We start from the raw sequence: 24,767 nt of genomic DNA, 5'->3' as shown, positions 1-24,767 counted from the left end.
CGGCGCTTCGCCGGTCGGCGCGGTCGGCAACCTCGCTGCACCGCGCGCGTTCGCATCACGACAAGCCCGCCCGGCAGGAGGAATGTGACATGCGTGCAATGGATTATCGCGGCCCCTACCGAGTCCGCGTCGATGAAAAGCCGATGCCGGAGATCCAGCATCCCCGCGACGCCATCGTTCGGGTCACTCGCAGCTGCATCTGCGGGTCCGACTTGCACCTCTACCACGGCATGGTCCCGGACACGCGGATCGGCCAGACCTTCGGCCACGAATTCTGCGGCATCGTCGAGGAGGTCGGCTCGGAGGTCGAGAAGCTGAAGGTCGGCGACCACGTCCTCGTGCCGTTCAACATCGCCTGCGGTCAGTGCCATTTCTGCAAGCAGGGCCTGTACGGCAACTGCCACGAGTCCAACCCCGCCGCGACCGCCGTCGGCGGCATCTTCGGCTATTCGCACACGGCCGGCGGCTATGATGGCGGGCAGGCCGAATATGCCCGCGTTCCTTATGCCGACTTCGGCCCGACGGTGATCCCGGACTGGATGGACCCGGACGATGCGGTGCTGCTGACCGACGTCGTCCCCACCGGCTATCAGGCGGCGGAGATGGGCGGCATCCAGAAGGGCGACACGGTCGTCGTCTTCGGCGCGGGCCCGGTCGGGATCATGGCGGCCCGCTCAGCCTGGCTGTTCGGCGCCGGCCGCGTGATCGTCATCGACCATATCGACTACCGGCTCGAGTTCGTCCGCGAATTCGCGCCGGCCGAGGTATACAACTTCAAGGAGCTCGACGACGTCGTCGTCTTCATGAAGAAGACGACCGATGGCCTCGGCGCCGACGTCTGCATCGACGCGGTGGGCGCGGAAGCCAGCGGCAACATCCTTCAGTCGATCATCGGCAAAAGGATGAAGCTCGAAGCCGGCTCGGCGATCGCGCTCCACTGGGCGATCAACTCGGTGAAGAAAGGCGGGATCGTCTCGATCGTCGGCGTTTACGGCCCGACCGGCAACCTCGTGCCGATCGGCAATGTCGTCAACAAGGGCCTCACCTTGCGCGCCAATCAGGCGAGCGTGAAGCGGCTGCTGCCGAAGCTGATCGAGCATGTGAAGGAAGGCCGCATCGAGCCGAAGAAGATCATCACCCACAAGGTGCCGCTCGATGACATCGCCGACGCCTACCACCTGTTTTCGGCCAAGCTCGACAATTGCATCAAGCCGGTCCTCGTGCTTGCGAACGCGTAAGGAGTATCGAACATGAGCGACACTGATCTGGCGATCCGCCCCTCCTCCGACGTTCGCGCCGGTTCCGATGCCGAGAGCTCGCCGATGGTCCACACGTCGAGCGGGCCGGTCGATGTTTCGCGCATCGTCGGCTGGGGCTTCGACGCGGATACGGAGAATGATCCGACCTATTCCTACCGCGACCGCTCGAAGGATGATCACAGCGGCGAGTGGAAGCGCCCGACGCTCCAGCAGCCTGACGTCGAGCTCCTGCAGTCCGTCGAGCACAAGCAGCTGCCCGCGGTCTTCGGCACCTCGAGCCCGCCGAAGTGGGTCAGCGGGATGATGCGCCGGGCGGCCTTCCGCTGGAGCGAGTCGCATTGGGCGCACTGGCTGCTGCTGATGGGCGCGGACCGGGTGAACATGGTCGAAGGGCTCGTCGAAGACCTTGCCCAGGCCAAGATCCCGAACATCCCCAAGGAAATGGGCGTCCGCGCCGAGTGGCAGCACAATAAAAAAGGGCTTGCCGCGAAGATCGGCATCGCAGCGGCGATTGGCGGCGGCCTGTACCTCTGGTCGCGTTCGCGCGGCCGGGATGAGGAGGATTTGGGAGAAGAGGAGCGCGGCTGACGCGCTCCCGCCTCACGCGGGTTGGAGCTTGCCTCGGCCGATCCCGTAGTAAGTGAGCCCCGCCTCGCTGGCTTCGTCGCGGTCGTAGACGTTGCGGAGGTCGACCAGGACCTTGCCGCGCAGCGAAGCGGCGATCTTGTCGAGGTCGAGCGCCCGGAATTCGTCCCACTCGGTGACGATGACCAGGGCATCGGCGCCCGCCGCAGCCTCATAGGCATCAGCTGCGAACTCGATGCCGTCGAAGACCTTCTCGGCCTGCTCGCGCGCGACTGGATCAAACGCGCTGACCGTGGCACCGCGCTCGATCAGTGCGTTGACGAGCGGGATCGACGGCGCGTCGCGCATGTCGTCGGTGTTCGGCTTGAAGGCGAGGCCGAGGATGGCGATGCGCTTGCCGCCGAGGTCGCCGACGGCGCGGGCGACGCGTTCAACCATGCCCGTCTTGCGATCGTCGTTCACCTCGACCGTCGTGCGGACGATCCGCTGGTCGACGCCCGCCGCATCGGCGGTCTGGAGCAGCGCCAGCGTATCCTTGGGGAAGCAGCTGCCGCCGTAACCGGGGCCCGCGTGCAGGAACTTCGGCCCGATGCGGTTGTCGAGCCCGATCCCGCGCGCCACGTCCTGGACGTCCGCGTCGACCGCTTCGCAAAGGTCGGCGATCTCGTTGATGAAGCTGATCTTCACCGCGAGAAACGCATTGGCCGCATATTTGGTGAGCTCGGCAGTGCGGCGAGCGGTGAACAGGATCGGCGCGCGATTGAGGAACAGCGGGCGGTAGATCTCCTTGAGGACATCCTGCGCGCGCTGGTCGTTCGCCCCGACGACGATGCGGTCCGGATGCTTGAAGTCGGCGATCGCCGCGCCTTCACGGAGGAATTCGGGGTTCGACGCCACGGAGACGTCGGTGACGCCCTCTTCGCGAAGGATCCGCTCGATCTCGTCGCCGGTGCCGACCGGGACCGTCGACTTGGTGACCACCACGGTTCCCGGCCTGATTTCCTTGGCCAGTTCACGAACGGCCTGGAAGACGAAGGTCAAATCGGCATGACCGTCACCCCGGCGCGCCGGCGTTCCGACCGCGATGAACACGGCTTCGGCGTCCTTAACCCCTTCGGCGAGGCTCTTGGTGAACCGCAGGCGGCCGCGCTCGGCATTGGCCTTGACCAGCGCTTCAAGCCCCGGCTCCCAGATCGGCATCTTGCCGGCGTTCAGGCCGTCGATCTTCGCTTCATCCTTGTCGATGCAGCAGACCTGATGGCCGAAGTCGGCGAAGCAGGCACCGGACACCAGTCCCACATAGCCAGTGCCGATCATCGCAATGCGCATGTACTCTCCCGTGCCTGAACTTGCGGCGGCTCTTAGCCACGGGTTTCGGCATTGGCCAGCGGCCCGGGGCGGGTCTAAGGAGCGGCTAATGCAGCGTCATCGGCCAGGATCATGACACCGCGGCAGTGGCACGCCGATCCGATGCACATGACGCTGCGGCGAAGCCCGCCGCCGCGCCCATGGCTTCAGTTCGGGATCCGCATGGCGGTCCTGGTCGCGCTGATCGCCTTTATCGTCGCTTTCCACTGGTTCGAGCGCGACAGCCTGAAGGACCAGATCGACGGCCACGTCACCTTCAGTGACGTCATCTATTTCACGATGATCAGCGCGACAACGACCGGCTACGGGGATGTCGTGCCGGTGACCGAGCGCGCGCGGCTGTTCGACGCTTTGATCGTCACCCCGATCCGCATCTTCTTCATCCTGATCCTCGCCGGAACCGCCTACACGTTCGTGATCCGGCAAACCTGGAACAAGTGGCTCATGAAACGCATCCAGAAGAACCTCAGCGATCACATCCTGCTCGCCGGCTTCGGCACCAGCAATGACAAGGCCATGCAAGAGCTGCTCGCCCGCGGCACCGACCGCCAGCGGATCGTCGTCATCGACAAGGATAAGGAGGCGCTCGATCGCGCCGCGGAGTGCGGCGTCGCGGTGCTGCTTGGCGATGCCAGCCGTGACGAGACGCTCAAAGCCGCGCACGTCGAACGCGCGGCGGCGCTGCTGATTTCGGCAGGCCGCGACGACAGCAACATCCTGATCGTGCTTACCGCTCGGAAGCTGTCACCGACGACGAAGGTCAGCGTGACGATCCGCGAAAGCGACAATGAAGATATCGCCAGGCAGGCCGGCGCCGACACCGTCATCAACCCTGTCAGCTTTTCGGGCCTGCTGCTCGCAAGCTCGCTCGAGGGCCCGTACCGCGCGGATTACCTTTCGGACCTCGCGACTTCGGAGGGCAGTGTCATGCTCCGCGAACGCGTGGTCGGCGCCGAGGAGGCCGGCCGCGCGCCGGCCGACATTTGCACCGGCCAGGTCGTTCGGCTGATCCGCGACGGCGAAGTTCACGTGCCGACCGACCGCGCCTTCGAGAAGCTGCAGGCGGGCGACCGCATTCTCGAGATCATCGACGGCGCCTGAGCCTTGCCACGTGGGCGGCAGCGGCCGCGCCGTTCACCAGTTGTACAACCGGGCTTGAGCAGGAGCAGAGTTCCTGACGCAAGGAACCGCAGATGATCGCACTCGCACTGGCACTATTGATGGCTCAGCAAGGCCAACGAATGGTGGCGCCCGGGCCGCTGCCAAGGGCTCAGGCGGAAGCCATGGTCCGCACCCGGTTCGCAGTCCTCGACGCGAATTCCGATGGCGGCATCGACAAGGACGAGGCTCATGCGGCGGCCGTGGCGGCGGCTGCCGCGCTGCAGGCTAGTCCTGGGCGCCGGATGGTCAGCGACATCCCGGGCTCCGGGCCTGACGAGAGCTGGTTCGACAAGTCGGATGCGGACCGGGACGGACGAGTGACCCTTGCGGAACTGTCCGTGGAGCCGCTCGCGAATTTCGATCGTATCGACTCCAACAAGGACGGCATTCTCTCTGTCGAAGAGCGCGCCGCGGACCCGCAGGTCCGGACGGGACCGCGCCGTCAGTAGAGGCGGACCGGCACAGCACGCGCAAGCGCCTCGATTTCGCCAAATAATTCCTATATTGGCGCTGCCCTTCCGATGAACGTCACAACTCTCCCCAAGCCCCCGCGCGTCGGGCTGGTCTCGCTCGGCTGTCCCAAGAACTTGGTCGACAGCGAGCGGATCATGACCAAGCTGCGCGCAGAAGGCTATGACATGTCGCCCGATTATGCCGGCGCCGACGTGGTGCTCGTCAACACCTGCGGCTTTCTCGATTCAGCCAAGGAAGAAAGCCTCGAAGCCATCGGCGAAGCCATTGCCGAGAACGGCCGGGTGGTCGTCACCGGCTGCATGGGCAAGGAAGCGGAAGTCATCCGCGAGCGCTTTCCCGACGTGCTCGCGATCACGGGCGCACACCAATATGAAGAGGTCGTCGCCGCAGTTCACGAAGCGGCGCCGCCGATCCCTTCACCCTTCGTCGATTTGGTGCCCGAAGCGGGGCTCAAGCTCACGCCGCGCCACTACAGCTATTTGAAGATCTCCGAGGGCTGCAATCACCGCTGCGCCTTCTGCATCATCCCGCAGCTGCGCGGCGATCTCGTCAGCCGCCGCCCGGACGCCATTCTTCGCGAAGCCGAAAAGCTGATTGCCGCCGGGACGAGGGAATTGCTGGTGATCAGCCAGGATACGTCTGCCTACGGCGTCGACGTCCGCCACAAGGCCTGGCCGTGGAAGGGCGGCCCCCACGCGGCAGCACCGATCGAGGTGCGCGCGCACATGACCGACCTTGCGCGAGAGCTAGGGAAGCTCGGCGCCTGGGTCCGGCTCCACTACGTGTACCCCTATCCGCACGTGAACGACGTCATGCCGCTGATGGCTGAGGGTTTGGTCCTCCCCTATCTCGACATCCCGTTCCAGCATGCGAGCCCGAACGTGCTCCGCCGCATGCGCCGTCCAGCGAATGATGCGAAGGTTCTCGAACGCATCCGCAGCTGGCGCTCACAGGTGCCGGACATCGCCATTCGCTCGAGCTTCGTCGTCGGCTTCCCCGGCGAGACGGAAGAGGATTTCGCCTATCTTCTCGCCTGGCTCGAGGAAGCGCAGCTCGATCGCGTCGGCGCCTTCAAGTTCGAGCCGGTCGAAGGTGCGCCGGCGACGGGCATGGACGAGCAGGTGCAGGACGACCTGAAGCAGGAACGTTACGAAGCTGTGATGGCGCTCTCGGCCCGCATCTCGGCAGAAAAGCTGGCGCGCAAGATCGGCTCCGTGACCGACGTGATCATCGATGCCGTCGACCCGGATAGCGGCGGCGCCACCGGACGCTCGAAGGCCGATGCGCCTGAGATCGATGGCGAAGTCCACCTCCGCGACGCCGGCGGGCTCAAGCCCGGCGACATCGTGCCCGTCCAGGTCGAAGACGCCGACGAGCACGATCTCTACGGGGTGCCGGTCTAAGCTTTACTGCGCCCGCGGCACGGCTAAGCTGATCCGCATGCTTCGCTTTGCCTTTGCGCTGGTCGCGCTCGCCGCCGTTCCCATCCACGCCCAACCGCTTTCCCCCGCGGAAGCCGCCAAGATCGACGCCATGGTCGCCAAGACGCTGGCGGACAGCAAGGTGCCGTCGGCGCAGGTCGCGGTCGTTCGCGACGGGCAGCTGGTCCTCAGCAAGGGCTACGGCAAGGCCAATGAAGGACTGCCGGCCACCGCCAAGCTGCCCTACCAGATCGCTTCCAACTCGAAGCAGTTCACCGCCATGGCGCTCCTTCTGCTCGAGGACGACGGCAAGCTCGACCTCGACGACAAGGTGTCCAAATATTTCCCGGACATCAGCGGGGCCGACAAGATTGCGCTGCGCCAGCTGCTGTCCCACACGTCCGGGCTGCAGGACTATTGGCCGCAGGACTATAGCTTCGCCGCGATGGCGAGCCCGGTGACGGCGCAAGGCATCGTCGACCGCTGGGCTAAGAAGCCGCTCGATTATGAGCCGGGCGAGAAATGGCAATATTCGAACACCGGCTATGTCGTTGCCGGGATGATCGCCGAGAAGGTCAGCGGCAAGCCGCTCCTCCAGTTCCTCCAGGAACGGATCTTCAAGCCGCTCGGGATGACGAGCGTGATGAGCCAGGACGATGCGATCGGTCCGCGCTATCCGACCGGCTACGGCCGCTATGCGCTCGGACCGGTCCGGGCCGTCACGCCGGCCGCGCGCGGGTGGCTCTATGCCGCCGGCGAATTGTCGATGACCGCCGAGGACATGGCAAAGTGGGACATCGCGCGGATCAACCGCGCCGTGCTGCCGCGCGACGATTGGGAAGAGCAGGAGAAGACGGTCAAGCTCAACGACGGCACCGACACGCATTACGGCCTCGGCGTCTTCGTACGCGACGCGAACGGCCGCAAGCTGGTCAGCCACGGCGGCGAGTCCGTCGGTTTCCTGTCGGCGAACAATGTCTATCCGCAGCAGAAGGCCGCGATCGCCGTCTTCACCAACAGCTGGTCGGGCGGCGCTTATTCGGACATCGCGCGGGAGATCACGAAGATCGTCCTGCCGCCGCCTGCTCAGGCGGCCGAGGCGGTCGCCGCTGCAGCGAAAGCGCGGTCGGTGTTCGACCAACTGCGAGCCGGCAAGCTCGACCGCACGCAGCTGACCGACAATGCCAATTATTATTTCACGCCGCAGGCCCTCGCTGACTTCCGCGCCAGCCTGGCGCCGCTCGGCGAGCCGAGCGCGTTCGAGCCGTCGGGCAGCTCGGTCCTCCGCGGCGGCTTTGTCATCCAGGGCTATACGGTCAAATATCCGAACAAGACGCTCAGCCTGTCGACCTTCTACGAACCCGGCGCGAACGGGCGCATCGAGCAGTTCCTGATCAGCGAAGACGAATGACCGACTTCACCTCCCTCCTGGCCCCCGACCGGGGCCAGCGGGCGCGCAGCATCCACCTGGTCGACAAGCAAGGCTTCGATGCGTGGCTGAAGCCCCGGCCTGCCGAGGACCGGGCGATCGTCGAAGCGCAACGGTTTGATGCCAAGTCGCCGGGAGCATGGGTAATCCTGCCGCGCGGTAATGAGTTCGAGGTCGTTGCCGCCGTCAAGAACAGCGCCGAACTTTCGCCCTGGTGCCTCGCGACGCTCGCGGAGAAACTGCCTGAGGGCAGCTACAAGCTCGCCGCCGGAGAGCCCGGCGCCGCCGCGCTCGGCTGGCTGCTCGCCCAGCACCGTTTCGATGCCTACCGCTCGAAGAAGGACGATCAGGAGCGCGGCCCGCGCGTGCTGCTGACCGGCGAAGCTGCGCGAGTCGACGAGACGGTGCGCTTGGCGAGCGCAACCGCGCTTGTCCGCGACCTCGTGAACACGCCCGCCGCCGACCTCGGTCCCGCCGAGCTCGAAAAGGCCGCCGCCGACCTAGCGAGCCGCAGCGGCGCCGACCTCCGCGTCACCAAGGGCGACGAACTCGCCGAACACTATCCCCTGATCGAAGCGGTGGGCCGTGCCGCGTCGCCGGACCGCGCGCCACGCTTGATCGAGCTTGAATGGGGAAAGCCCGACGACCCGCGCGTCGCCATCGTCGGCAAGGGTGTCTGCTTCGACAGCGGCGGCCTCGATCTGAAGCCCGCCTCCGGCATGCGCCTGATGAAGAAGGACATGGGCGGCGCGGCCCATGCGCTCGCCCTTGCCCAGCTCATCATCGACGCGCGGCTCGCCGTGCGGCTCCACCTGCTGATCCCGGCGGTCGAGAATGCCGTCTCGGGCAACGCTTTCCGGCCTGGCGACGTCATCAAGTCGCGTAAGGGGCTGTTCGTCGAGATCGACAATACGGACGCCGAAGGCCGTCTGATCCTTGCCGATGCGCTCGACAAGGCTGCCGAAGACAAGCCCGAGCTGGTCGTCGATTTCGCGACGCTGACCGGCGCGGCGCGCGTTGCGCTCGGACCTGACCTTCCGGCCTTCTTCTCCAGCGACGACGAACTCGCCGAGGAGGCGGCTGAGGCCGCGAAGCGGACCGAGGATCCGCTGTGGCGGATGCCCTTGTGGGATCCTTATGACGAGATGCTCAAGAGCGACATTGCCGATCTCGCCAATTCGGCCAACTCGCCGATGGCCGGCTGCATCACCGCGGCCATGTTCCTCAAGCGCTTTGTTCCCGAGAACACGCCATGGGCGCATCTCGATACTTACGCCTGGCGCGATGCGGCCAAGCCTGGCCGCCCAAAAGGCGGCGAAGCGCTCGGTCTCAGGACCATCTTCGAAGTCGTCGAAAAGCGCTATTCGCGCGGCTGATTGAACGACTCGCTGAAAAAGCGCGCGATTTTCCGGGTACGGCGCTGCAACAATTCGCTCCCTTGCCGGTTTAGGGGACAGGCTACGCGGCACAAGCACACGGAGACTGGCGGCAATGAGCGAAGTTTCGCTTACGGGATGGATGAAGGCCCTGATCGCCTATGTCCGTTCCGGCGAACCCGACCTCACGAACCGGCAGATGGCGCTGCTGATGCTCGTTTACCTCACCCCCGGGCCTCACACCGTGCGCGGTCTGGCGCGCGTCCTTGGCGTATCCAAGCCGGTCGTCACGCGCGCCTTGAATACGCTTGGTGCGCTCGGCTATCTGCGCCGGGAACGCGACCAGGACGACCGGCGTAATGTGTTCGTCGTCCGCACCAGCAACGGGGCAGAATTTCTTGAAGGCTTCAAGCGCAACCTCCGCGAAGGCGGGGACGGACGGAGCGATCCGGCCCACCGGCCCATCATCGGACAAGCGCCAGCCTACGCCCACCAGCGCTGAAGGTTTCGCGCTCGCTGGCCCGTCCGACCTGCCGGACCCCCACTACTACGCCTATCGCAAGGACCTCGCGGACGCCGCTCTGGCCGGCCGCGTCATCGCCTCACATTATGCCGAGCCGGTGGAGCGGCAGGTAGCTGCGGGGACCGCGCTGCTCGACCGACCCGCCGATGACGGCGCTTCGGTCGCCGACCTCGAAAAGGGTGACCGCTTCCTGATGCTTGATGACAGCCTCGGCTGGGCGTGGGGCTATGCCGGCAAGGATCGCCGCGTCGGCTATGTCCGCTCGGACGCGCTGCGGCCCTAGACCACTCGCGAGTAGAGCCAGAACAGCTGGTAAAGGCTCGACAGCACCATCACCGCAAGCAGCGCCATGATCGCGTAGTCGCGCATCGGCCACTTCGGACGGCGCGTGGGGAACAGCAGCCATGCCGACACGGCGCTGAGCAGGAGCGTTCCGATCGCGCTGTTGCGGATGAAGGTGACGATCACCGGCCGGACATGCTCGGTGCCCTGGGCGACAGAGTCGCCGTGCGGGCTCATCCACAGCGACGTCGTCCAGGCGATGAAGGCCGAGAAGAGAAGCAGGCCGCCAAAGAAGATGCGGCCTCGCGTGATCCCGCGGTTCCTCACATCTCACCTCGCTGGCGGCGCAGCGCGAACCATTTGGCTACGTTGGCATTATGCTCCGCCAGCGTGCTGGCGAACACATGGCCGCCGGTGCCGTCCGCGACGAAATAGAGCGCCTTGGTCGGCGCCGGGTTCAGCACCGCCGCAATGCTTTCCCTGCCCGGATTGGCAATCGGCCCGTCCGGCAGCCCGGCGCGGCGATAGGTGTTGTAGCCATTGTCGGCAGCAAGCTCGGACTTGCGGATCCGGCGTCCGAGCGGTTTTCCCTTGGTCACGGGATAGATAACGGTCGGATCGGCATCCAGCTTCATGCCGATCTTCAACCGGTTGCAATAAACGCCAGCAATGGTCGGCCGCTCTGACGCCTTGCCCGTTTCCTTCTCGACGATCGACGCGAGCGTGATCGCCTCCTGCGGCGAAGCGACCGGGCAGACGCCGTTTCGCTTGGGCCAGAGCTGGGCGATCGTCTTGCTCATCGCCGCCTGCATGCGCTTCACCACGGCCGCGCGAGGCTCGTTGCGCTCGAAGCTGTAGCTGTCCGGAAGCACGCTTCCTTCGCCGATCTCCGGCGTCGGTCCGGTCAAATAGGGACTCGCGGCAATTTTCTCGCGGACGATGATCGACGGCATGCCTTCCGTCACCGTGATCAGCCGGAGCTTGGGCCGGCCGTGCTGCAGCAGGTCGAGGATTGCCGATCCGCCCATCCCCTTCGGGATCTCGAACTCGCCGGCCTGGATTGGGTCGCCGGACCCGAACAGGCGGGCCATTGCATAGTAAGTGCGCGCGCTGCCGGGGATCGCGCCTTTCCCGGCAAGCTGGCGCGAGACCGATCCGAGTGTCGTGCCTTCCTTGATGACGATCGTGTGGGGTCCGGCCTTCGGGCCCGACGCGAGCCACAGGAACCAGAAGCCGCCGACGCCGACGGCCAAGCCGACGAGTGCGGCGATGACGATCGCGCGGCGGAGCACGCGGCTTATTGTACGGCCTTCATGATCAGGCTGGCGTTAGTGCCGCCGAAGCCGAAGCTGTTGTTGAGAACGGCGCGCACCTGCCGTTCCTTCGCCTTGTGCGGGACCAGGTCGACGCCTTCGGTGCCTTCGCTGGGATCGTCTAGGTTGAGCGTGGGCGGCACGATCTGGTCGCGCATGGCCAGAATGCAGAAGATGCTTTCGACCGCGCCGGCGCCGCCAAGCAAGTGGCCGATGGCGGACTTGGTCGAGCTCATCGAGACATTGGCAATGGCATTGCCGAACAGCCGCCGCACCGCGCCGAGTTCCAGCTCGTCACCGAGCGGCGTCGAGGTGCCGTGCGCGTTCACATAATCGATGTCCGACGGGGTGAGCCCCGACTTCCTGAGTGCCATTTCCATCGACCGGTAGGCGCCCGATCCTTCGGGATGCGGCGCGGTCACATGGTGCGCGTCGCCCGACAAGCCATAGCCGACGACTTCGGCGTAGATCTTCGCACCCCGAGCCTTGGCATGCTCATATTCCTCCAGCACCACGACGCCGGCGCCCTCGCCCATCACGAAACCGTCACGCGCCTTGTCGTAGGGGCGGCTCGCCTTTTCCGGCTGGTCGTTGAAGGCGGTGCTGAGCGCGCGCGCCTGCGCGAAGCCGGCGATGCCAATTGGGCAGATCGTCGCTTCCGCGCCGCCGGCGAGCATGATGTCGGCATCGCCATCCTTGATCATCCGCGCTGCGTCGCCGATCGAGTGGGCGCCCGTCGAACATGCGGTCACCACCGCATGGTTGGGCCCCATCAGCCCATATTTGATCGAGACCTGGCCGGAGATGAGGTTGATCAGCCGCCCGTGCACGAAGTGCGGCGACACGCGGCCCGGGCCCTTTTCGTGAAGCACCAGGCTTTCGCTCTCGATGCCGGGAAGGCCGCCGATGCCCGAACCGATCGAGCAGCCGGCCCGAAGCTTCGTCGCTTCGTCCATGTCCGTCAGGCCTGCGTCCTCCATCGCCTGGCCTGCCGCGTCGATGCCGAAGACGATGAACGGATCGACCTGACGCTGCACCTTGTGATCGACGCGCCGCGAAGGATCGAAGCCATATTCGTGATCGGCTGGCTTCACTTCGCAGGCGATGCGGCATTTCTGGTCGCTGGCGTCGAAGTGCGTGATCGGCCCGGCGCCACTTTTCGACGCGAGGATGTTCTTCCACGTCGTCTCGACGTCGCCGCCAAGCGGCGTCACGAGACCCAGACCTGTCACCACGACACGGCGCATGCACAATCTCCGATAGCAAAACAGGCCCAACCCGTTCGGGCTGAGCCTGTAAACGGGACCCACAAAAGTAATACTTTTGTGGGAGCCCTCACAGCCCTGTTCTTCTCCCCTGCGCTAAGAGCAGGGCAGCCCTTCGACAAGCTCAGGGCGAACGGTGTGTGAGGGTTAGCCCTTGTTCTGGTCGATATATTCGATCGCGTCGCGGACGGTCGTGATCTTCTCGGCCGCGTCGTCCGGGATCTCGACCCCGAATTCCTCTTCGAACGCCATGACCAGCTCGACGATGTCCAGGCTGTCGGCGCCGAGATCGTCGATGAAGCTCGCGTCCTCGGTGACCTTGTCGGCTTCAACGCCGAGATGTTCGACAACGATCTTCTTAACCCGATCGGCAGTCTCGCTCATGGAAAGCTTCCTCCGTTTTTTGCTTTGCCGCTGCCCTAGCGATGCACTTTGCACCGGGCAAGAGGATGGACCCGCTTGGCCGATCGGGGTTTTTGAGAGCCGATGAGCGAAAGACGTGCCCTCACCGAAGGCGAGATCGAGCTTGCGCGAGCGGTTTTCGGCGATGCTATCGATTATTCGAAGGTGCAGATGATCAAGGGCAAATATTGGCCCTTCCACCCGCGCAACGCAGCCATGGCGCCCGACGGCAATATCTACTTCCACCCCGCCGATGGCGGCTGGTCGGAAGATTTTGATCGCGAGCCGCTGCACCGCCAGGGTTTCTTCATCCATGAAATGACTCATGTCTGGCAGGCTCAGAAGGGTGGCCGTTTCTACCTGCCGCTGATGCGCCATCCGTTCTGCCGCTACGCTTACCGGCTGAAAGCCGGAAAGCCGTTCCGAAACTACGGCCTTGAACAACAAGCGGAAATCGTCCGCCATCGCTTCCTTGCCGATCGCGGCGCGCGGCTGGCCGAAGTCCCGCCGCCGGACCTCATCCGCTTCGTTTGAACTCAGGCACTTACCAAAAGTCAGCTGTCACAATCGTGCAACAGGCGTCCAGCGAAGCGCATCTGCCCCTCGCGTCGGCACTTCCTACGCTACCGCAGTTTTCGCATAGTGTCGGCAACGCAACAAAAGACAGGGGGTCTTCATGCGCGTCTCCACAGCATTGCTCATCGGCACGTCTCTCTTCGCGGTCGCCACGCCGGCGCTCAGCCAGACGGTTCAGGAGGATGCCGCCCAAGCAGCCAACCAGCAGCAAGGCAGCGGCCCCGTTACGCGGCAGCCGTCCTCGGGCGAAGAAGGCGAGATCATCGTCACGGCGACCAAGCGAGCAAGCCGCGTGCAGGAAGTCCCCTTCTCGATCAACGCGCAAACCCAGGCCGACATCCAGCGCGCCCATGCGCAAACGCTTGAGGACATCAGCCGCAACGTCGCGGGCCTGACTGTCCAGAACCTTGGGCCGGGCCAGAGTCAGGTGTCAGTGCGCGGCGTTTCGGCTGGTCAGATCGCTCGCGACCAACCGGGCGTCAAAGAACAGGTCGGCACCTACCTCGACGAGACGGTGACCTCCCTGTCGCTGTTCACGCCCGATTTCGATCTGTTCGACCTGAACCGCGTCGAGACGCTTCGCGGACCGCAGGGCACGCTCTTCGGATCGGGCAGCGTCGGCGGCACTCTGCGCTACATCACCAACCAGCCGCGCACCGACCGGACCGAAGGCACGGTCGAGGGTGACGTCAACGTCCTGCGCGGTGGCGACATCGGCTATTCGCTTCGCGGTGCGGTTAACCTGCCGCTCAGCAACACCATGGCCGCTCGCATTGTCGGCTATGGCACGCACTTCGGCGGGTTCATCGATGCAGTCGGCCCCTACTCGAAGAAGAACGTCAATGATGGCGACCGGATCGGCACCCGCGTCTCGCTGCTGTTCCAGCCTACGCCAGAGTTCAAGCTGACGCCGCGCTTCGTTTACCAGAAGGTGGAAGCCGGCGGGTTCAACCGTGAAGACCGCTACATCATCTTCAACAACCAATTCACCACCGGCGGCGACACCATCGGCGAGCGTGAACAATATTTGCTTTTCCGCGAGAAGTTCCGGGACAAGACGATGATCGCGGATCTGGTTGCCAGCTACGACTTCGGGCCGGCCGAGGTGACTAGCGTCAGCAGCTACATCGACCGCGACATCCTGGTCAGCCGCGACGCGTCCGCGTTGACGAACTCCATCTATGTCAGCTTCACCGGCTATGGCGGAGCGCGCGGCGCTGCCCTTGCCGACCTCATCCCATCGGCCTCCAACCTCAGGGACACCACAAAGCTCAAGCAGTTCACGCAGGAACTGCGGCTGTCGTCGACCGGAAGCGGCCCTTTCCAGTGGGTTATCGGCGGCTTCTATTCGAAGGTTGACCGCAAGTACCTTCAGGTCCTGCCCACCGCTAATGCCGAGCAAGCAACGAACCTCATCCTGCAGATGATCTGCCTGGACGAGTCGGTCGCCAACCAAACGTGCGCGGTCGATGCTGTAGACCCGGCGAACCGCGTGCCGCTGACGGCCGCTCAAGTGACCAATGGCTTCGCCATCAATTCGCCCTACAATTCGTCGCTTCCGTACGACATCAAGCAATATGCGGCGTTCGGCGAGGGCACCTACCGCTTCGGCCAGTTCAAGCTGACTGCCGGCGCCCGCTACTACAAGTTCAAGGAAACCCGCGACTTCGTGTCGGGCGGCGTGTTCTCGGACATCAGCACGAATATCGGCGACAGCACGAGCAGCGACGGCATCTCGCCCCGCTTCATCGTCAGCTACGAGCCGAACCGCAACTTCAGCGTGAACCTGCAGGCGGCCAAAGGCTTCCGCCTCGGAGGCACCAACGACCCGCTGAACGTGCCGCTCTGCACTCCGCAAGATCTGGAGATCTTCGGCGGCCAAGGCTCGTACAAGGATGAGACGCTGTGGAACTACGAAGCCGGCGTCAAATTCTCTCGCGGAGGGTTCACCCTCAACTCGGCCGTGTTCCACAACAAGATCCGGAACTTGCAGGTTACCCAGACGGCGGGCAGCTGCTCGTCGCGCGTCGTGTTCAACGTGCCGAAGGCGCACTCCACGGGCATCGAGGCTGAACTCTCGGCGCGGCCGTTGCCGAATCTCGAGTTCAGCCTCTCCGGCAACGTCCAGAACGCCAAGTTCGACTCGACAGTGTTGACCGGCACCGGAGCGGTTCTGGGCGGCATCGAAGAGGGCAATCGCCTGCCGACGGTGCCGAAGTTCCAGGTCGCCGCGTCAACGACGTACAGCCAGCCGATCAGCTCGGATGCCGAATGGTCCGTCAGCGGCAGCGTGCAGCGCGTCGGCAATCGATTCGGGGAACCTGGGGATCAGGTTGCGGGTGCCGGATTGGTACCGAACGCAATCTTCTTCGATCCGGCCACCGGAGCACTCGGCGGCCGCGTGAACGACATTGGTTCGTTGCGGCTTCCGGGATACACGCTCGTCAATCTCTCGACGGCCGTGCACTGGTTCAACGGTCTTGACGTGTCGCTTTACGTAAAGAACCTGTTCGACGCGAGCCCGAAGCTTTCTATCGACCGCGAGCGCGGGCTTCGCGCGCGCTTCGGATACAACATCGGCCAGCCGCGGATGATCGGTCTGACGGTCCGCAAGAGCTGGGGGGCACCGGTCGCGGTCGCAGCGCCTACGCCAATGATCGCCCCGCCGCCTCCGCCGCCAGTGGCAGCTCCGGAGCCGGTCGCTCCGCCGCCCCCGCCCCCGCCTCCGCCGGCACCGGTCGAGCGCGGCGAACGCGGCTGATCGCAGGCTGATGCCAAAGGTAACGCGCCGCTCGCTCCTAATCGGGGCGGGCGGCGCTGCCGTTTACCCGCTGCTCGCCGACGCGGCTGGGGCCGGTCCAAATGCTCAGCGTGTCGTCGTTGTCGGTGCGGGCGTGTTCGGCGCCTGGACCGCCGTCCACCTGCTCCGCAAGGGTCACCAAGTGACCCTGCTCGACGCCTGGGGCCCAGGTCATGCCCGCGCCTCTTCCGGCGGAGAATCGCGGATGACCCGCGGCGCTTACGGCAAGGACGCGATCTATACGCGGATGGCGCTCGACAGCCTCAAGGAATGGAAGGCGCTCAGCGCGGTTTCCGGCCTGCCGATCTTCCACGAATGCGGCGTGTTGTTCTTCTTCCCCAAGGAAGAGGATTATGTCCGCGACAGCCTTGCCGCGCACAAAGCCATGGACATCCGCACCGAAGCGCTAAGCGCGAAGGAGATGGCGCGGCGTTTCCCCATGATCGACTTCAGCGGGATCAGCGTCGGGCTTTTCGAGCCCGGCTTCGGCGCCTTGATGGCCCGCCGCTCGGTCCAGATGCTGGTCGACATCTTCGCCCAGCGCGGCGGCCGCTACGAGCGCGCCGCGGCGCAGCCGGGACAGAGCCGCGGCGGCCGGCTCGCCAGGGTCCGACTCGAGGACGGCCGCCTGATCGAAGCGGACCAGTTCGTCTTCGCGCTCGGCCCCTGGCTGCCGAAGGTCTTCCCCGACGTCGTCGGCCCGCGGATCCTGCCGACGCGGCAGGAAGTGTTCTTCTTCGCGCCGCCGTCAGGCGACCGCCGCTTCCTTCCCGGGATGATGCCCGGCTGGGCCGACTTCAACGGCGGCGACACCTTCTACGGATTTCCCGACCTCGAGAACCGGGGCGTCAAGTTCGCTCATGACCAGCATGGCGTTCCGGTCGACCCCGACACGCAGGACCGGCGTCCGACCGAAGCCGCGCTTGCCGAAGTGGTCGCCTTTCGCGACCGTCGCTTCCCGCTCCTCAAAGGCGCACCGCTCACCGAGGCGCGGGTCTGCCAATACGAGAACAGCTCCAACGGCGACTTCCTGATCGACTTCCACCCGCAGCTTGCGAATGTCCTGCTGGTCGGCGGCGGATCCGGGCACGGCTTCAAACATGGTCCGGAGGTCGGCCGCTACGCCGCCGGCCGCTTGATCGGCTCAACCGAGGTCGAACCGCGCTTCAGCCTCGCCTCCAAGGCCGCAACCCATCGCCGCGAGGTGCATTGATCCGTCGACCAAGGCGTGACGGATGAGCGATCCAGCTACCGAACTTCAGCAAGGCGACACCGCCCACATCAAAACGGACCTTGCCGAGGACCGGACGGTGCTCGCCAACGAGCGCACCTTCGCGAGTTGGCTCCGCACCGGCTTTGCGGCGCTGGGCATCGGCCTCGCCTTCAACGCCTTGTTCGGCCGCGTCGAACCACCCTGGGTTCCACGGCTGATCGCGACGACATTTTTGATCATCGGAATCCTCATCTTCATCGCGGCGGAGCGGCGGATGTGCGCGGTGATGCAGCGGCTCCACGTGCATCATGTGAAATCGCTCGGCACGAAGCGGGCCCGGGCGATCTCCTACCTCTCGACCGCCGCGACCTTGGCGTTGCTGGCGGTGCTGTGGCTGCTGCCGATCGAGCCCAGGCCCTAGCTCTTGGCCCATTGCGCGATCAGCTCGCGGGTCCGGGGCTCTTCGATCCGCACCCGGTCGAACTGAGCGCCGATGATGCAGTCCGGTGGCCTGTTTCCCCCGCTCCCGACACACCGGATGACGCGGCCGCCCGGCACCGCGCGCAAACGTCCAGACAGGATCAAGTCGAATCCCTGCTGGCCCACATCGGTCGCACCGGCTGCGAGCGTCTGCGTAGCCTGGTAAGGACGCCCACCACGCCGGGCGGTCCGGGACTCGTCGGCAGTAAAGAATTGAGCGATGCCGATTCGCGGTGATGTCGTCACGGCCGGACGATCCGCCTCACTTTGTGCCGGCACTGACTCGCCGTTCGCGCCCTGCCGCTGTGCGGGGACCGGACATGCAGCCTGAAGCACCCAGGGACGAGGAAGCCAGAAGCCTTCGACGGCCTCGATCGGCTCGGCGGCTATTGTTTCGACCAGCGTGTCGTCGCTGCCGAGCGTCGGCATCGCGCGCACTCGGAGCACGCGATTTTCGCCGTCGTAGGTCCAGCCGAGTTCGGCCCTGTCGAGGTCTTGAGCGGGGCCGGAGCAGCCGAAGCGGATCCGAACTTCGAACTGCTTGCCTTCCAAGGCGCGCTGCGCAGCCGAATCGTCCTGCTGGAGTGTCGAAGCGCTTGCCGCCTGGGCGACGGCCGCAAGCAGTGCCGCCCTGTCCATCAGGCCTTCGGAGATTGATGCCTTCTTCGTGAATTCCGGTGCCGGAGACTCTTCGTTCGCAACCGCGTCGACGTTCGCCGGCTCGGGTCCGCCGCAGCTCGCCGTCAATCCAAGAAGCGCAATCGGCAGGACGGCCGCCGGAGCGAGGGACGGCAATCGGCGGATAGTGACCATCGAACGCGCTGATACCACAATTGCCCCGTTCCGCGAGGCACGAGCCTTGGCCGAGGGGCCGAATGCGGCCATTGGGCGTTCGCGGCGCAAGGGAGTGTTGGCGGACAGATGAATTTCGACCAGGCGATCACCCTGCTGGTGCTCGCTGCCGTCGTGGCAGCGCTGATCCGGGACAAGATGCGCGCCGACGTCGTGGCGCTTGCGGGTGCCGCATTCCTGCTGATCACCGGGATCGTCCGCCCCGTCGAAGTCCAGAGCGCCTTTGCCAGTCCGGCGATCGTAGCCCTCGCCTCGCTGTTCGTGATTGCCTACGCGATGGAGCTTTCGGGGCTGCTCGACGCCGCCATCCGGCGCATGGTCGCGCTGTGCCGGCGCATCGGAACCGCGGGCCTATGGGTGCTGATCGGCGCTGCTGGAAGCGCGTCCGCCTTCCTCAACAATACGCCGATCGTCGTGCTTTCCGCGCCCGTCGTGCGCGATGCCGCCAAGTCGCTCAATCGTTCCCCGCGCTGCTACCTGATGCCGCTTTCATATGCGGCCGTCCTCGGCGGCTGCTGCACGTTGATCGGCACTTCGACCAACCTCCTCGTCAACGACATGGCCGCGGTCGCGGGGCAGCCGCGCTTCGGCATGTTCGAGATCACGCCCGTCGGCCTCGCCGTCGCGATCGCCGGCGGCATCTATCTGTTCTTCTTCGGAAGCCGGCTAGTCCGCGGCCGCGACGACGACGACAGCGAAGGGATGTCGACCGCTGACGCCGCCGAAGCGGCCCAGAAGTTCAACGAGCCCGGGCTAACCGGCGGGCTGGTCGGTTCAGCGGGGGCGTTCGCCGAGCAGGTCGAGCTGAAGCCGCTAAAGGCAATCGCGTCGCTTAGCGTGTTCGTCGGCGTCGTTGCTCTCGCCGCCTTCAACATCGCCCCGATCGCCGCTTCGGCCTTTGCCGGAGCCGTGCTGCTGATCCTCGCCCGCGTGATTACGGCCGACGAAGCCTATCACGGCCTCAGGCCCGAAGTGCTGATGCTTATCGCGGGAATGGTCGTGCTCGGCATCGCGCTAGACGAGACGGGGCTCGCCTCGTCAGCGACCGAAGCGCTGATCGGAACGATGCAGAGCGTCAGCCCGCTGATGGCGCTGATCATCCTTTATGGCGTCACATTGTTCGCGACCGAAATCCTGTCGAACGCGACCGTGGCGGTGCTGTTCACGCCGGTGGCCGTGTCCATGGCCGAGGCCTTCGGCGTGAGCCCAAGGCCGTTCCTGGTGGCTGTGATGATCGCCGGGAGCGCAGCCTTTGCGACGCCCTTCGGCTACCAAACGAATGCCATCGTCTACCAGATGGGCCGGTATCGCTACCTGGACTTCATGATGGTCGGCATTCCGCTCAACCTGATCACCTGGGCCGCGGCAATCGTCGCGATCCGGCTATACTTCCCCTTCTAGAGCAGCCCCGTCAGTCGGGCTTCTTGGCGACCCCGACCAGCGCCGGGCGAAGCAACCGCTCCTTCATCATATAGCCGGCCTGCATTTCCTCGACGATCGTGCCGGGCTCGGCCTGATCGCTCGGCATTTCCATCATCGCTTGGTGGCGGTTGGGATCGAGGATTTCGCCTTTCGCCTTGATGCGGGTGACGCCATGACGGCTGAACACCTGCTCGAGCTCGCGCGCGGTCGCCTCGATGCCGGCCAGGAACTGGCTGGCCGTCTTGTCGCCGCGCAGATCGTCGCTGACGGCTGCCAGCGCCCGGTCGAGATGGTCCTTGATCGCCAGCATGTCGCGCGCGAACCCGGCGGCGGCGTAGCTGGTCGCCTGCTGAAGCTCCTGCTCGAGCCGGCGGCGCACGTTCTGGGTCTCGGCGGCGGCATAAAGCGCCTTCGACCTCGCTTCGTCGAGCTGCTTCTCGAGCTCGGCGAGCCGGTCATGCTCCTGAAGCTCCGGCGCGCCTTCGGCCGTTTCCTCGCGCAGTTCTTCCGCTTCTTCGTGCAACTTCTCGTCTTCGGTCATGCCATTAATCTCGTCAGTGCTTTCGCTGTGAAATCCACCATGGGCACCACGCGCGCATAGTTCAACCGCGTGGGGCCGATCACCCCGACAACGCCGACCACCTCGCCCTGGCTCCCCCGATAGGGCGCCGCGATCACCGACGATCCCGAAAGCGCAAACATCCGGTTTTCCGAACCGATGAAGATCCGGCAGCCCGGCGCGTCGCGCGCGCCTTCCAGCAGACGGGCGATCTCCTGCGCTTCTTCCAGCTCGTCGAGAAGCTTGCGCACTCGTTCCAGGTCCTCGGCAGCACTTGGATCGAGCAAATTGCCCTGGCCGCGCACGATCAGCACCGGCCGACGCGCATGGTCCTGGCTCCAGGCGGCGAGGCCGGACGCGACCAGTTCGGCCGCCGCGGCGTCGATCTGCTCCTTCCGGTCGCGGATTTCGGCACGGAGCCGCGCTTCGGCTTCGGGGATCGTCAGTCCCGCAAGCCGCGCATTGATGAAGTTGCTGACTTCGTTGAGAGCGCTCGGGGTGATCGTCCCGTCGAGCGACACGATGCGGTTCTCGACACTCCCGTCGGAGCCGACCAGCACCGCGAGCGCGCGCGTCGGGCTCAACGGCACGAAGCTCAATTGCTTGAGCGTCAGCTCCCTTTTCGGGGCGAGCACCACGCCGGCCGCCTGGCTTAGCCCCGACAAGGCCGCGGACGCCGCCGCAAGCGCATCTTCGATCGGCTGGTCGCGGACGATCTGCCGCTCGATCTCGCGCCGTTCGCGCGGGTCCGGTGCCGCCGCCTGCATGATCCCGTCCACGAAGAGGCGAAGGCCGCTCTCGGTCGGGATCCGCCCCGCCGACGTATGGGGATGGGTGAGCAGCCCTCGCTCCTCCAGCTCCTGCATCACGCCGCGGATCGACGCCGGCGACAGGCTGATGGAGCCGGCAAGCGCTTTCGACCCGACCGGCATCCCGCGCTCGAGATAGCTTTCGACCACGAGCCCGAAAATCTCGCGCATCCGCTCGGACAATTCACTGATCGGCTGCGTCATGCCCCTGCATCTAGGATTGCGGCATCGACGGGTCTAGGGACGCCCGCGAACCGTTATCAGGAACAGGAGAGTCCATGCGCCCGTCCGGCCGCGCCCCCGATCAAATGCGCGAGCTCAGCTTCGAGCCGAATTTCACCCGCCACGCGGAAGGGTCGGTGCTGGTCAGCTTCGGCGACACACGGGTGCTGTGCACCGCAAGCGTCGAGGAGAAGGTGCCCCCGTTCCTCCGCGGCAAGGGCCAGGGCTGGGTCACCGCCGAATATGGCATGCTTCCCCGCGCCACCCACACCCGCGGCAACCGCGAGGCGGCCAAGGGCAAGCAGTCGGGCCGGACCCAGGAGATCCAGCGCTTGATCGGCCGCTCGCTGCGCGCCGTCGTCGACATGAAAGCGCTCGGCGAGCGGCAGGTGATCGTCGATTGCGACGTCATCCAGGCGGACGGCGGCACCCGCACCGCCTCCATCTCCGGTGGTTGGGTGGCGCTGCGCATGGCCGTGGACAACCTGCTTGCGTCGAAGGCGATCACAAGCGACCCGATCCGCACCCAGGTTGGCGCCGTCAGCTGCGGCATCCACAACGGCACCGCGGTGCTCGACCTCGACTATGAAGAGGACAGCCAGGCCGGGTGCGACGGCAATTTCGTGCTCACCGCCGACGGGCTGATCGTCGAAGCGCAGCTCACGGCCGAAGGCGAATGCTATGACGAGGAAGGCCTGCTGCGCCTCCTGCGCCTGGCCCGGATCGGCTGCGGCGAGATCTTCCAGGCCCAGCTGAAGGCCAGCGGCCGATGATCCGCCGCCTCGGCGACAGACTGGTGATCGCCACGCATAATGCGGGCAAGCTGCGCGAGATTTCGCAGCTGTTGGCGCCGTTCGGGATCCAGTGCGTCGGCGCGGCCGAGCTCGACCTGCCGGTCCCTGACGAGACCGGCGTTACGTTCGTCGACAATGCCGACCTCAAGGCTCGGCAGGCGGCCGACCTGACCGGCCTTCCCGCTTTGGCCGACGACAGCGGCATCTGCATCGACGCGCTCGGCGGCCGGCCCGGCATCTACACCGCGAACTGGGCCGAGGACGAAGCAGGCAACCGCGACTGGATGCGCGCCATGACCCGCGCCTGGGAAGAGATCGAAGCCGCAGGACCGGACGCCAGCCGAGACGCGCATTTCGCCTGTGCGCTCGCCATCGCATGGCCCGAGGACGGCCAGGCCGAGTCCTTCGAGGGCCGCGTCGACGGTACGCTCGTCTGGCCGCCCCGCGGCGACAAGGGCTTCGGCTATGACCCGATGTTCGTTCCCGCCGGTTACGACCAGACGTTCGCTGAGATGGACCCGGAGGAGAAGCACCGGATCAGCCACCGCGCCGACGCCTTCCGCAAGCTAACGGCGGCGCTCAACGAATGAGCGGGGGCGAACCGCTCGCACTGTACGTCCACTGGCCGTTCTGCGTCAGCAAGTGCCCCTACTGCGACTTTAACAGCCACGTCCGCGAGGCCGTCGATCAGCAAGCCTGGCGCGACGCCCTGCTCGCCGACCTGGCGCATGAAGCGCGGCTTCTGCCGGACCGCACCCTTACCTCGATCTTCTTCGGCGGCGGCACCCCGTCGCTGATGGATCCGGCGACCGTCGAAGCCGTCATTGCTGCAGCGAAGGACCACTGGCAGCCGGCGCCGGACATCGAAATCACGCTAGAGGCGAACCCGAACAGCGTCGAAGCCGCCCGCTTCGCAGATCTCGCGCAGGCCGGCGTCAATCGCCTTTCGCTCGGTCTCCAAAGCTTCGACGACGAGGCGCTTCGTTTCCTTGGCCGCGCCCACTCGTCACGCGACGGCTTCCGTGCCCTGGAGATTGCGCAACGCTATTTCCGCCGCGTCAGCTTCGACCTGATCTACGCTCTGCCCGGCGACAGCGAGGAACGCTGGTCGGCGATGCTCGCCCAGGCGCTGAGCCTCGGCACCAGCCATTTGTCGCTTTACGAACTGACGATCGAGCCTGGCACCCGCTTTGCGACCATGGTCGCCAAGAACCAGTTCCAGCCGCTCGACCTCGACACCGCCGCGGCGCTGTACGAGCTTACCGAAGACATGACGGCGAGCGCGGGCGTGCCGTCTTACGAAATCAGCAACTACGCACGCCGCGGCCAGCAGAGCCGCCACAACCTGACCTACTGGCGCTACGGCGATTATGCCGGGATCGGGCCCGGCGCTCATGGCCGCCGGCAGCAGATGCGCACCGTTCGTCACCGCAAGCCGGAGAACTTCCTCGCCGCCGTCCGCCGCAATGGCCACGGCATCGTCGAGGAAGGGCTGCTCTCGGACACCGAAGCCGCTGACGAAGCGCTGGTGATGGGCTTGCGCCTGCGCGAGGGCGTCGATGTCGGCGCTATCGCCAAGCGGTTCGGCGTTGCAGCAATCGTCAACTGGAAGCGGGTCGACCGGCTGGTCGCGTCAGGCCATCTGCAGCGCGACGGCACCCACATCCGGCTGACACGCGACGGCCGCCTGCTTCTCGATCACATCCTTGGCGAGATCGCGGCCGAACAGGCCGACTTGCCTAAGGTTTTGGCGGTTGCGGGTTAGCCGCGGCTGCTGCCGGGGCAGCGGTCGCCTGGCCCCGCTTCGCCTCAAGATCCGCCATAAACCGATAGGTGTCCGCCGGAGTGGCGACATAGTCTTCGACGGTCATCTCGGCATCGGCGGCGGCGACCTTCTTGGTCATGCCGTTCTTCATGCGAAAGGCGATGAGCGCGTCCTTGAGCGTTCCCATCTGTACGGTGCAGGACGTCCGCAGATAATCCTCGATCTTGTCGCCCGCTATTTTCTCGGTCTTCGCTTTTTCCGCCGCACTCCTGATGCAGCCGCGAAACGCGTCGGTCGGCGCCGCGACAGACGCCTGAAGCATAGACAAGGCGATCGCAGGAACCGCTACAATCATGATCATCGTTCATCTCCCCCGAACACGACCAGGTGGCTGCACGATGACTCTTTTCCGATTGA

General features: G+C 65.5%; 26 protein-coding genes. 17 read left to right on the top strand and 9 right to left on the bottom strand.

The annotated features are described in order from the left end of the window. The first annotated feature begins 89 nt into the window (after positions 1-89). Together VIL42_09220 and VIL42_09215 are read left to right on the top strand one after the other, a co-directional pair. The gene (locus VIL42_09220; GenBank protein HEY8593026.1) at positions 90-1,238 is read left to right on the top strand and encodes a zinc-dependent alcohol dehydrogenase; all 1,149 of its coding nucleotides are present in this window, start codon (positions 90-92) and stop codon (positions 1,236-1,238) included. A 12-nt stretch (positions 1,239-1,250) separates the two neighbouring features. Beyond that, a complete protein-coding gene (locus tag VIL42_09215; protein HEY8593025.1) occupies positions 1,251-1,847 on the top strand; it encodes a hypothetical protein in 597 nt (198 codons plus the stop codon). A gap of 12 nt (positions 1,848-1,859) precedes the next feature. Here VIL42_09215 and VIL42_09210 read toward each other — a convergent pair whose 3' ends face one another. Next, positions 1,860-3,173, bottom strand: a complete 1,314-nt coding sequence (locus VIL42_09210) for a UDP-glucose/GDP-mannose dehydrogenase family protein (protein ID HEY8593024.1) — start codon at positions 3,171-3,173, stop codon at positions 1,860-1,862. A gap of 111 nt (positions 3,174-3,284) precedes the next feature. Between VIL42_09210 and VIL42_09205 the strand changes: the two genes are divergently transcribed. The 7 genes from VIL42_09205 (at position 3,285) to VIL42_09175 (ending at position 9,879) form a co-directional block, all read left to right on the top strand. Next, positions 3,285-4,313, top strand: coding sequence for a potassium channel family protein (locus VIL42_09205; protein ID HEY8593023.1), 1,029 nt, complete (start codon positions 3,285-3,287; stop codon positions 4,311-4,313). Positions 4,314-4,495: 182 nt separating this feature from the next. After that, a complete protein-coding gene (locus tag VIL42_09200; GenBank protein ID HEY8593022.1) occupies positions 4,496-4,822 on the top strand; it encodes a hypothetical protein in 327 nt (108 codons plus the stop codon). Between the two features lie 72 nt (positions 4,823-4,894). Beyond that, positions 4,895-6,250, top strand: coding sequence for a 30S ribosomal protein S12 methylthiotransferase RimO (gene rimO / locus VIL42_09195; protein HEY8593021.1), 1,356 nt, complete (start codon positions 4,895-4,897; stop codon positions 6,248-6,250). Positions 6,251-6,287: 37 nt separating this feature from the next. Next, positions 6,288-7,679: a serine hydrolase domain-containing protein gene (locus VIL42_09190; protein HEY8593020.1), complete on the top strand. Its 1,392-nt coding sequence runs from the start codon at positions 6,288-6,290 to the stop codon at positions 7,677-7,679. Beyond that, positions 7,676-9,073, top strand: a complete 1,398-nt coding sequence (locus VIL42_09185; protein ID HEY8593019.1) for a leucyl aminopeptidase family protein — start codon at positions 7,676-7,678, stop codon at positions 9,071-9,073. Before VIL42_09190 ends, VIL42_09185 begins: the two co-directional genes overlap by 4 nt. Before the next feature lie 115 nt (positions 9,074-9,188). Next, positions 9,189-9,575, top strand: a complete 387-nt coding sequence (locus tag VIL42_09180; GenBank protein ID HEY8593018.1) for a MarR family winged helix-turn-helix transcriptional regulator — start codon at positions 9,189-9,191, stop codon at positions 9,573-9,575. Beyond that, positions 9,472-9,879, top strand: coding sequence for a hypothetical protein (locus VIL42_09175; protein ID HEY8593017.1), 408 nt, complete (start codon positions 9,472-9,474; stop codon positions 9,877-9,879). The genes VIL42_09180 and VIL42_09175 overlap by 104 nt, the downstream gene beginning before the upstream one ends. Here VIL42_09175 and VIL42_09170 read toward each other — a convergent pair. The 4 genes from VIL42_09170 to VIL42_09155 form a co-directional block, all read right to left on the bottom strand. Then, on the bottom strand, positions 9,876-10,205 hold the full coding sequence (locus tag VIL42_09170) for a hypothetical protein (protein ID HEY8593016.1): 330 nt from the start codon (positions 10,203-10,205) through the stop codon (positions 9,876-9,878). The genes VIL42_09175 and VIL42_09170 overlap by 4 nt on opposite strands. Next, positions 10,202-11,170: an endolytic transglycosylase MltG gene (mltG, locus tag VIL42_09165; protein HEY8593015.1), complete on the bottom strand. Its 969-nt coding sequence runs from the start codon at positions 11,168-11,170 to the stop codon at positions 10,202-10,204. The genes VIL42_09170 and mltG overlap by 4 nt, the downstream gene beginning before the upstream one ends. A 5-nt stretch (positions 11,171-11,175) precedes the next feature. Next, positions 11,176-12,438: a beta-ketoacyl-ACP synthase II gene (gene fabF, locus VIL42_09160; protein ID HEY8593014.1), complete on the bottom strand. Its 1,263-nt coding sequence runs from the start codon at positions 12,436-12,438 to the stop codon at positions 11,176-11,178. A 165-nt stretch (positions 12,439-12,603) separates the two neighbouring features. After that, positions 12,604-12,840 carry an acyl carrier protein gene (locus VIL42_09155; protein ID HEY8593013.1) on the bottom strand — a complete coding sequence of 79 codons (237 nt, stop codon included), beginning with the start codon at positions 12,838-12,840 and terminating at the stop codon, positions 12,604-12,606. 102 nt (positions 12,841-12,942) lie between these two features. Between VIL42_09155 and VIL42_09150 the strand changes: the two genes are divergently transcribed. From VIL42_09150 to VIL42_09135, 4 genes are all read left to right on the top strand, one after another. Next, positions 12,943-13,392: a vgr related protein gene (locus tag VIL42_09150; GenBank protein ID HEY8593012.1), complete on the top strand. Its 450-nt coding sequence runs from the start codon at positions 12,943-12,945 to the stop codon at positions 13,390-13,392. 142 nt (positions 13,393-13,534) lie between these two features. Continuing rightward, entirely contained in the window at positions 13,535-16,195 is a 2,661-nt protein-coding gene (locus VIL42_09145; GenBank protein ID HEY8593011.1) for a TonB-dependent receptor, read from the top strand. Positions 16,196-16,205: 10 nt separating this feature from the next. Next, positions 16,206-17,447, top strand: coding sequence for an FAD-dependent oxidoreductase (locus tag VIL42_09140; GenBank protein HEY8593010.1), 1,242 nt, complete (start codon positions 16,206-16,208; stop codon positions 17,445-17,447). A gap of 22 nt (positions 17,448-17,469) precedes the next feature. Next, on the top strand, positions 17,470-17,868 hold the full coding sequence (locus VIL42_09135; protein ID HEY8593009.1) for a DUF202 domain-containing protein: 399 nt from the start codon (positions 17,470-17,472) through the stop codon (positions 17,866-17,868). Here VIL42_09135 and VIL42_09130 read toward each other — a convergent pair. Further along, a complete protein-coding gene (locus tag VIL42_09130; protein ID HEY8593008.1) occupies positions 17,865-18,740 on the bottom strand; it encodes a hypothetical protein in 876 nt (291 codons plus the stop codon). The two genes, VIL42_09135 and VIL42_09130, sit on opposite strands and share 4 nt — an antisense overlap. A gap of 108 nt (positions 18,741-18,848) precedes the next feature. Between VIL42_09130 and VIL42_09125 the strand changes: the two genes are divergently transcribed. Continuing rightward, positions 18,849-20,180, top strand: a complete 1,332-nt coding sequence (locus VIL42_09125) for an SLC13 family permease (GenBank protein HEY8593007.1) — start codon at positions 18,849-18,851, stop codon at positions 20,178-20,180. A 10-nt stretch (positions 20,181-20,190) separates the two neighbouring features. Here VIL42_09125 and grpE read toward each other — a convergent pair whose 3' ends face one another. Continuing rightward, positions 20,191-20,742, bottom strand: coding sequence for a nucleotide exchange factor GrpE (grpE, locus tag VIL42_09120; GenBank protein ID HEY8593006.1), 552 nt, complete (start codon positions 20,740-20,742; stop codon positions 20,191-20,193). Beyond that, complete coding sequence (gene hrcA, locus VIL42_09115) at positions 20,739-21,773, bottom strand: heat-inducible transcriptional repressor HrcA (protein HEY8593005.1); 1,035 nt, start codon at positions 21,771-21,773, stop codon at positions 20,739-20,741. The genes grpE and hrcA overlap by 4 nt, the downstream gene beginning before the upstream one ends. Positions 21,774-21,847: 74 nt before the next feature. On the opposite strand from hrcA, the gene rph reads away from it, so the two are divergent. The 3 genes from rph to hemW are packed head-to-tail and all read left to right on the top strand — an operon-like array spanning position 21,848 to position 24,350. Beyond that, positions 21,848-22,564 (top strand): ribonuclease PH, encoded by a 717-nt coding sequence (gene rph, locus VIL42_09110; GenBank protein ID HEY8593004.1) that lies wholly within the window; start codon positions 21,848-21,850, stop codon positions 22,562-22,564. Then, on the top strand, positions 22,561-23,175 hold the full coding sequence (gene rdgB / locus VIL42_09105) for an RdgB/HAM1 family non-canonical purine NTP pyrophosphatase (protein ID HEY8593003.1): 615 nt from the start codon (positions 22,561-22,563) through the stop codon (positions 23,173-23,175). Before rph ends, rdgB begins: the two co-directional genes overlap by 4 nt. After that, positions 23,172-24,350 (top strand): radical SAM family heme chaperone HemW, encoded by a 1,179-nt coding sequence (gene hemW, locus VIL42_09100; protein ID HEY8593002.1) that lies wholly within the window; start codon positions 23,172-23,174, stop codon positions 24,348-24,350. Before rdgB ends, hemW begins: the two co-directional genes overlap by 4 nt. Here hemW and VIL42_09095 read toward each other — a convergent pair. Then, positions 24,325-24,711 (bottom strand): hypothetical protein, encoded by a 387-nt coding sequence (locus VIL42_09095; protein HEY8593001.1) that lies wholly within the window; start codon positions 24,709-24,711, stop codon positions 24,325-24,327. The genes hemW and VIL42_09095 overlap by 26 nt on opposite strands. Positions 24,712-24,767: the final 56 nt, after the last annotated feature.

Origin of the sequence: Sphingomicrobium sp., assembly GCA_036563485.1 — a bacterium.
GTDB lineage: Bacteria > Pseudomonadota > Alphaproteobacteria > Sphingomonadales > Sphingomonadaceae > Sphingomicrobium.
The sequence above is the reverse complement of the archived record's forward strand: the minus strand, read 5'-3'. Positions and strand labels throughout refer to the sequence as shown.

Excerpts from the sequence above, each read along its gene's own strand:
- VIL42_09220 (HEY8593026.1), top strand. The coding sequence starts at position 90 with ATGCGTGCAATGGATTATCGCGGCCCCTACCGAGTCCGCGTCGATGAA.
- VIL42_09215 (HEY8593025.1), top strand. The coding sequence starts at position 1,251 with ATGAGCGACACTGATCTGGCGATCCGCCCCTCCTCCGACGTTCGCGCC.
- VIL42_09210 (HEY8593024.1), bottom strand. The coding sequence starts at position 3,173 with ATGCGCATTGCGATGATCGGCACTGGCTATGTGGGACTGGTGTCCGGT.
- VIL42_09205 (HEY8593023.1), top strand. The coding sequence starts at position 3,285 with ATGACACCGCGGCAGTGGCACGCCGATCCGATGCACATGACGCTGCGG.
- VIL42_09200 (HEY8593022.1), top strand. The coding sequence starts at position 4,496 with ATGGTCCGCACCCGGTTCGCAGTCCTCGACGCGAATTCCGATGGCGGC.
- rimO (HEY8593021.1), top strand. The coding sequence starts at position 4,895 with ATGAACGTCACAACTCTCCCCAAGCCCCCGCGCGTCGGGCTGGTCTCG.
- VIL42_09190 (HEY8593020.1), top strand. The coding sequence starts at position 6,288 with ATGCTTCGCTTTGCCTTTGCGCTGGTCGCGCTCGCCGCCGTTCCCATC.
- VIL42_09185 (HEY8593019.1), top strand. The coding sequence starts at position 7,676 with ATGACCGACTTCACCTCCCTCCTGGCCCCCGACCGGGGCCAGCGGGCG.
- VIL42_09180 (HEY8593018.1), top strand. The coding sequence starts at position 9,189 with ATGAGCGAAGTTTCGCTTACGGGATGGATGAAGGCCCTGATCGCCTAT.
- fabF (HEY8593014.1), bottom strand. The coding sequence starts at position 12,438 with ATGCGCCGTGTCGTGGTGACAGGTCTGGGTCTCGTGACGCCGCTTGGC.
- VIL42_09155 (HEY8593013.1), bottom strand. The coding sequence starts at position 12,840 with ATGAGCGAGACTGCCGATCGGGTTAAGAAGATCGTTGTCGAACATCTC.
- VIL42_09150 (HEY8593012.1), top strand. The coding sequence starts at position 12,943 with ATGAGCGAAAGACGTGCCCTCACCGAAGGCGAGATCGAGCTTGCGCGA.
- VIL42_09145 (HEY8593011.1), top strand. The coding sequence starts at position 13,535 with ATGCGCGTCTCCACAGCATTGCTCATCGGCACGTCTCTCTTCGCGGTC.
- VIL42_09140 (HEY8593010.1), top strand. The coding sequence starts at position 16,206 with ATGCCAAAGGTAACGCGCCGCTCGCTCCTAATCGGGGCGGGCGGCGCT.
- VIL42_09135 (HEY8593009.1), top strand. The coding sequence starts at position 17,470 with ATGAGCGATCCAGCTACCGAACTTCAGCAAGGCGACACCGCCCACATC.
- VIL42_09130 (HEY8593008.1), bottom strand. The coding sequence starts at position 18,740 with ATGGTCACTATCCGCCGATTGCCGTCCCTCGCTCCGGCGGCCGTCCTG.
- VIL42_09125 (HEY8593007.1), top strand. The coding sequence starts at position 18,849 with ATGAATTTCGACCAGGCGATCACCCTGCTGGTGCTCGCTGCCGTCGTG.
- grpE (HEY8593006.1), bottom strand. The coding sequence starts at position 20,742 with ATGACCGAAGACGAGAAGTTGCACGAAGAAGCGGAAGAACTGCGCGAG.
- hrcA (HEY8593005.1), bottom strand. The coding sequence starts at position 21,773 with ATGACGCAGCCGATCAGTGAATTGTCCGAGCGGATGCGCGAGATTTTC.
- rph (HEY8593004.1), top strand. The coding sequence starts at position 21,848 with ATGCGCCCGTCCGGCCGCGCCCCCGATCAAATGCGCGAGCTCAGCTTC.
- rdgB (HEY8593003.1), top strand. The coding sequence starts at position 22,561 with ATGATCCGCCGCCTCGGCGACAGACTGGTGATCGCCACGCATAATGCG.
- hemW (HEY8593002.1), top strand. The coding sequence starts at position 23,172 with ATGAGCGGGGGCGAACCGCTCGCACTGTACGTCCACTGGCCGTTCTGC.
- VIL42_09095 (HEY8593001.1), bottom strand. The coding sequence starts at position 24,711 with ATGATCATGATTGTAGCGGTTCCTGCGATCGCCTTGTCTATGCTTCAG.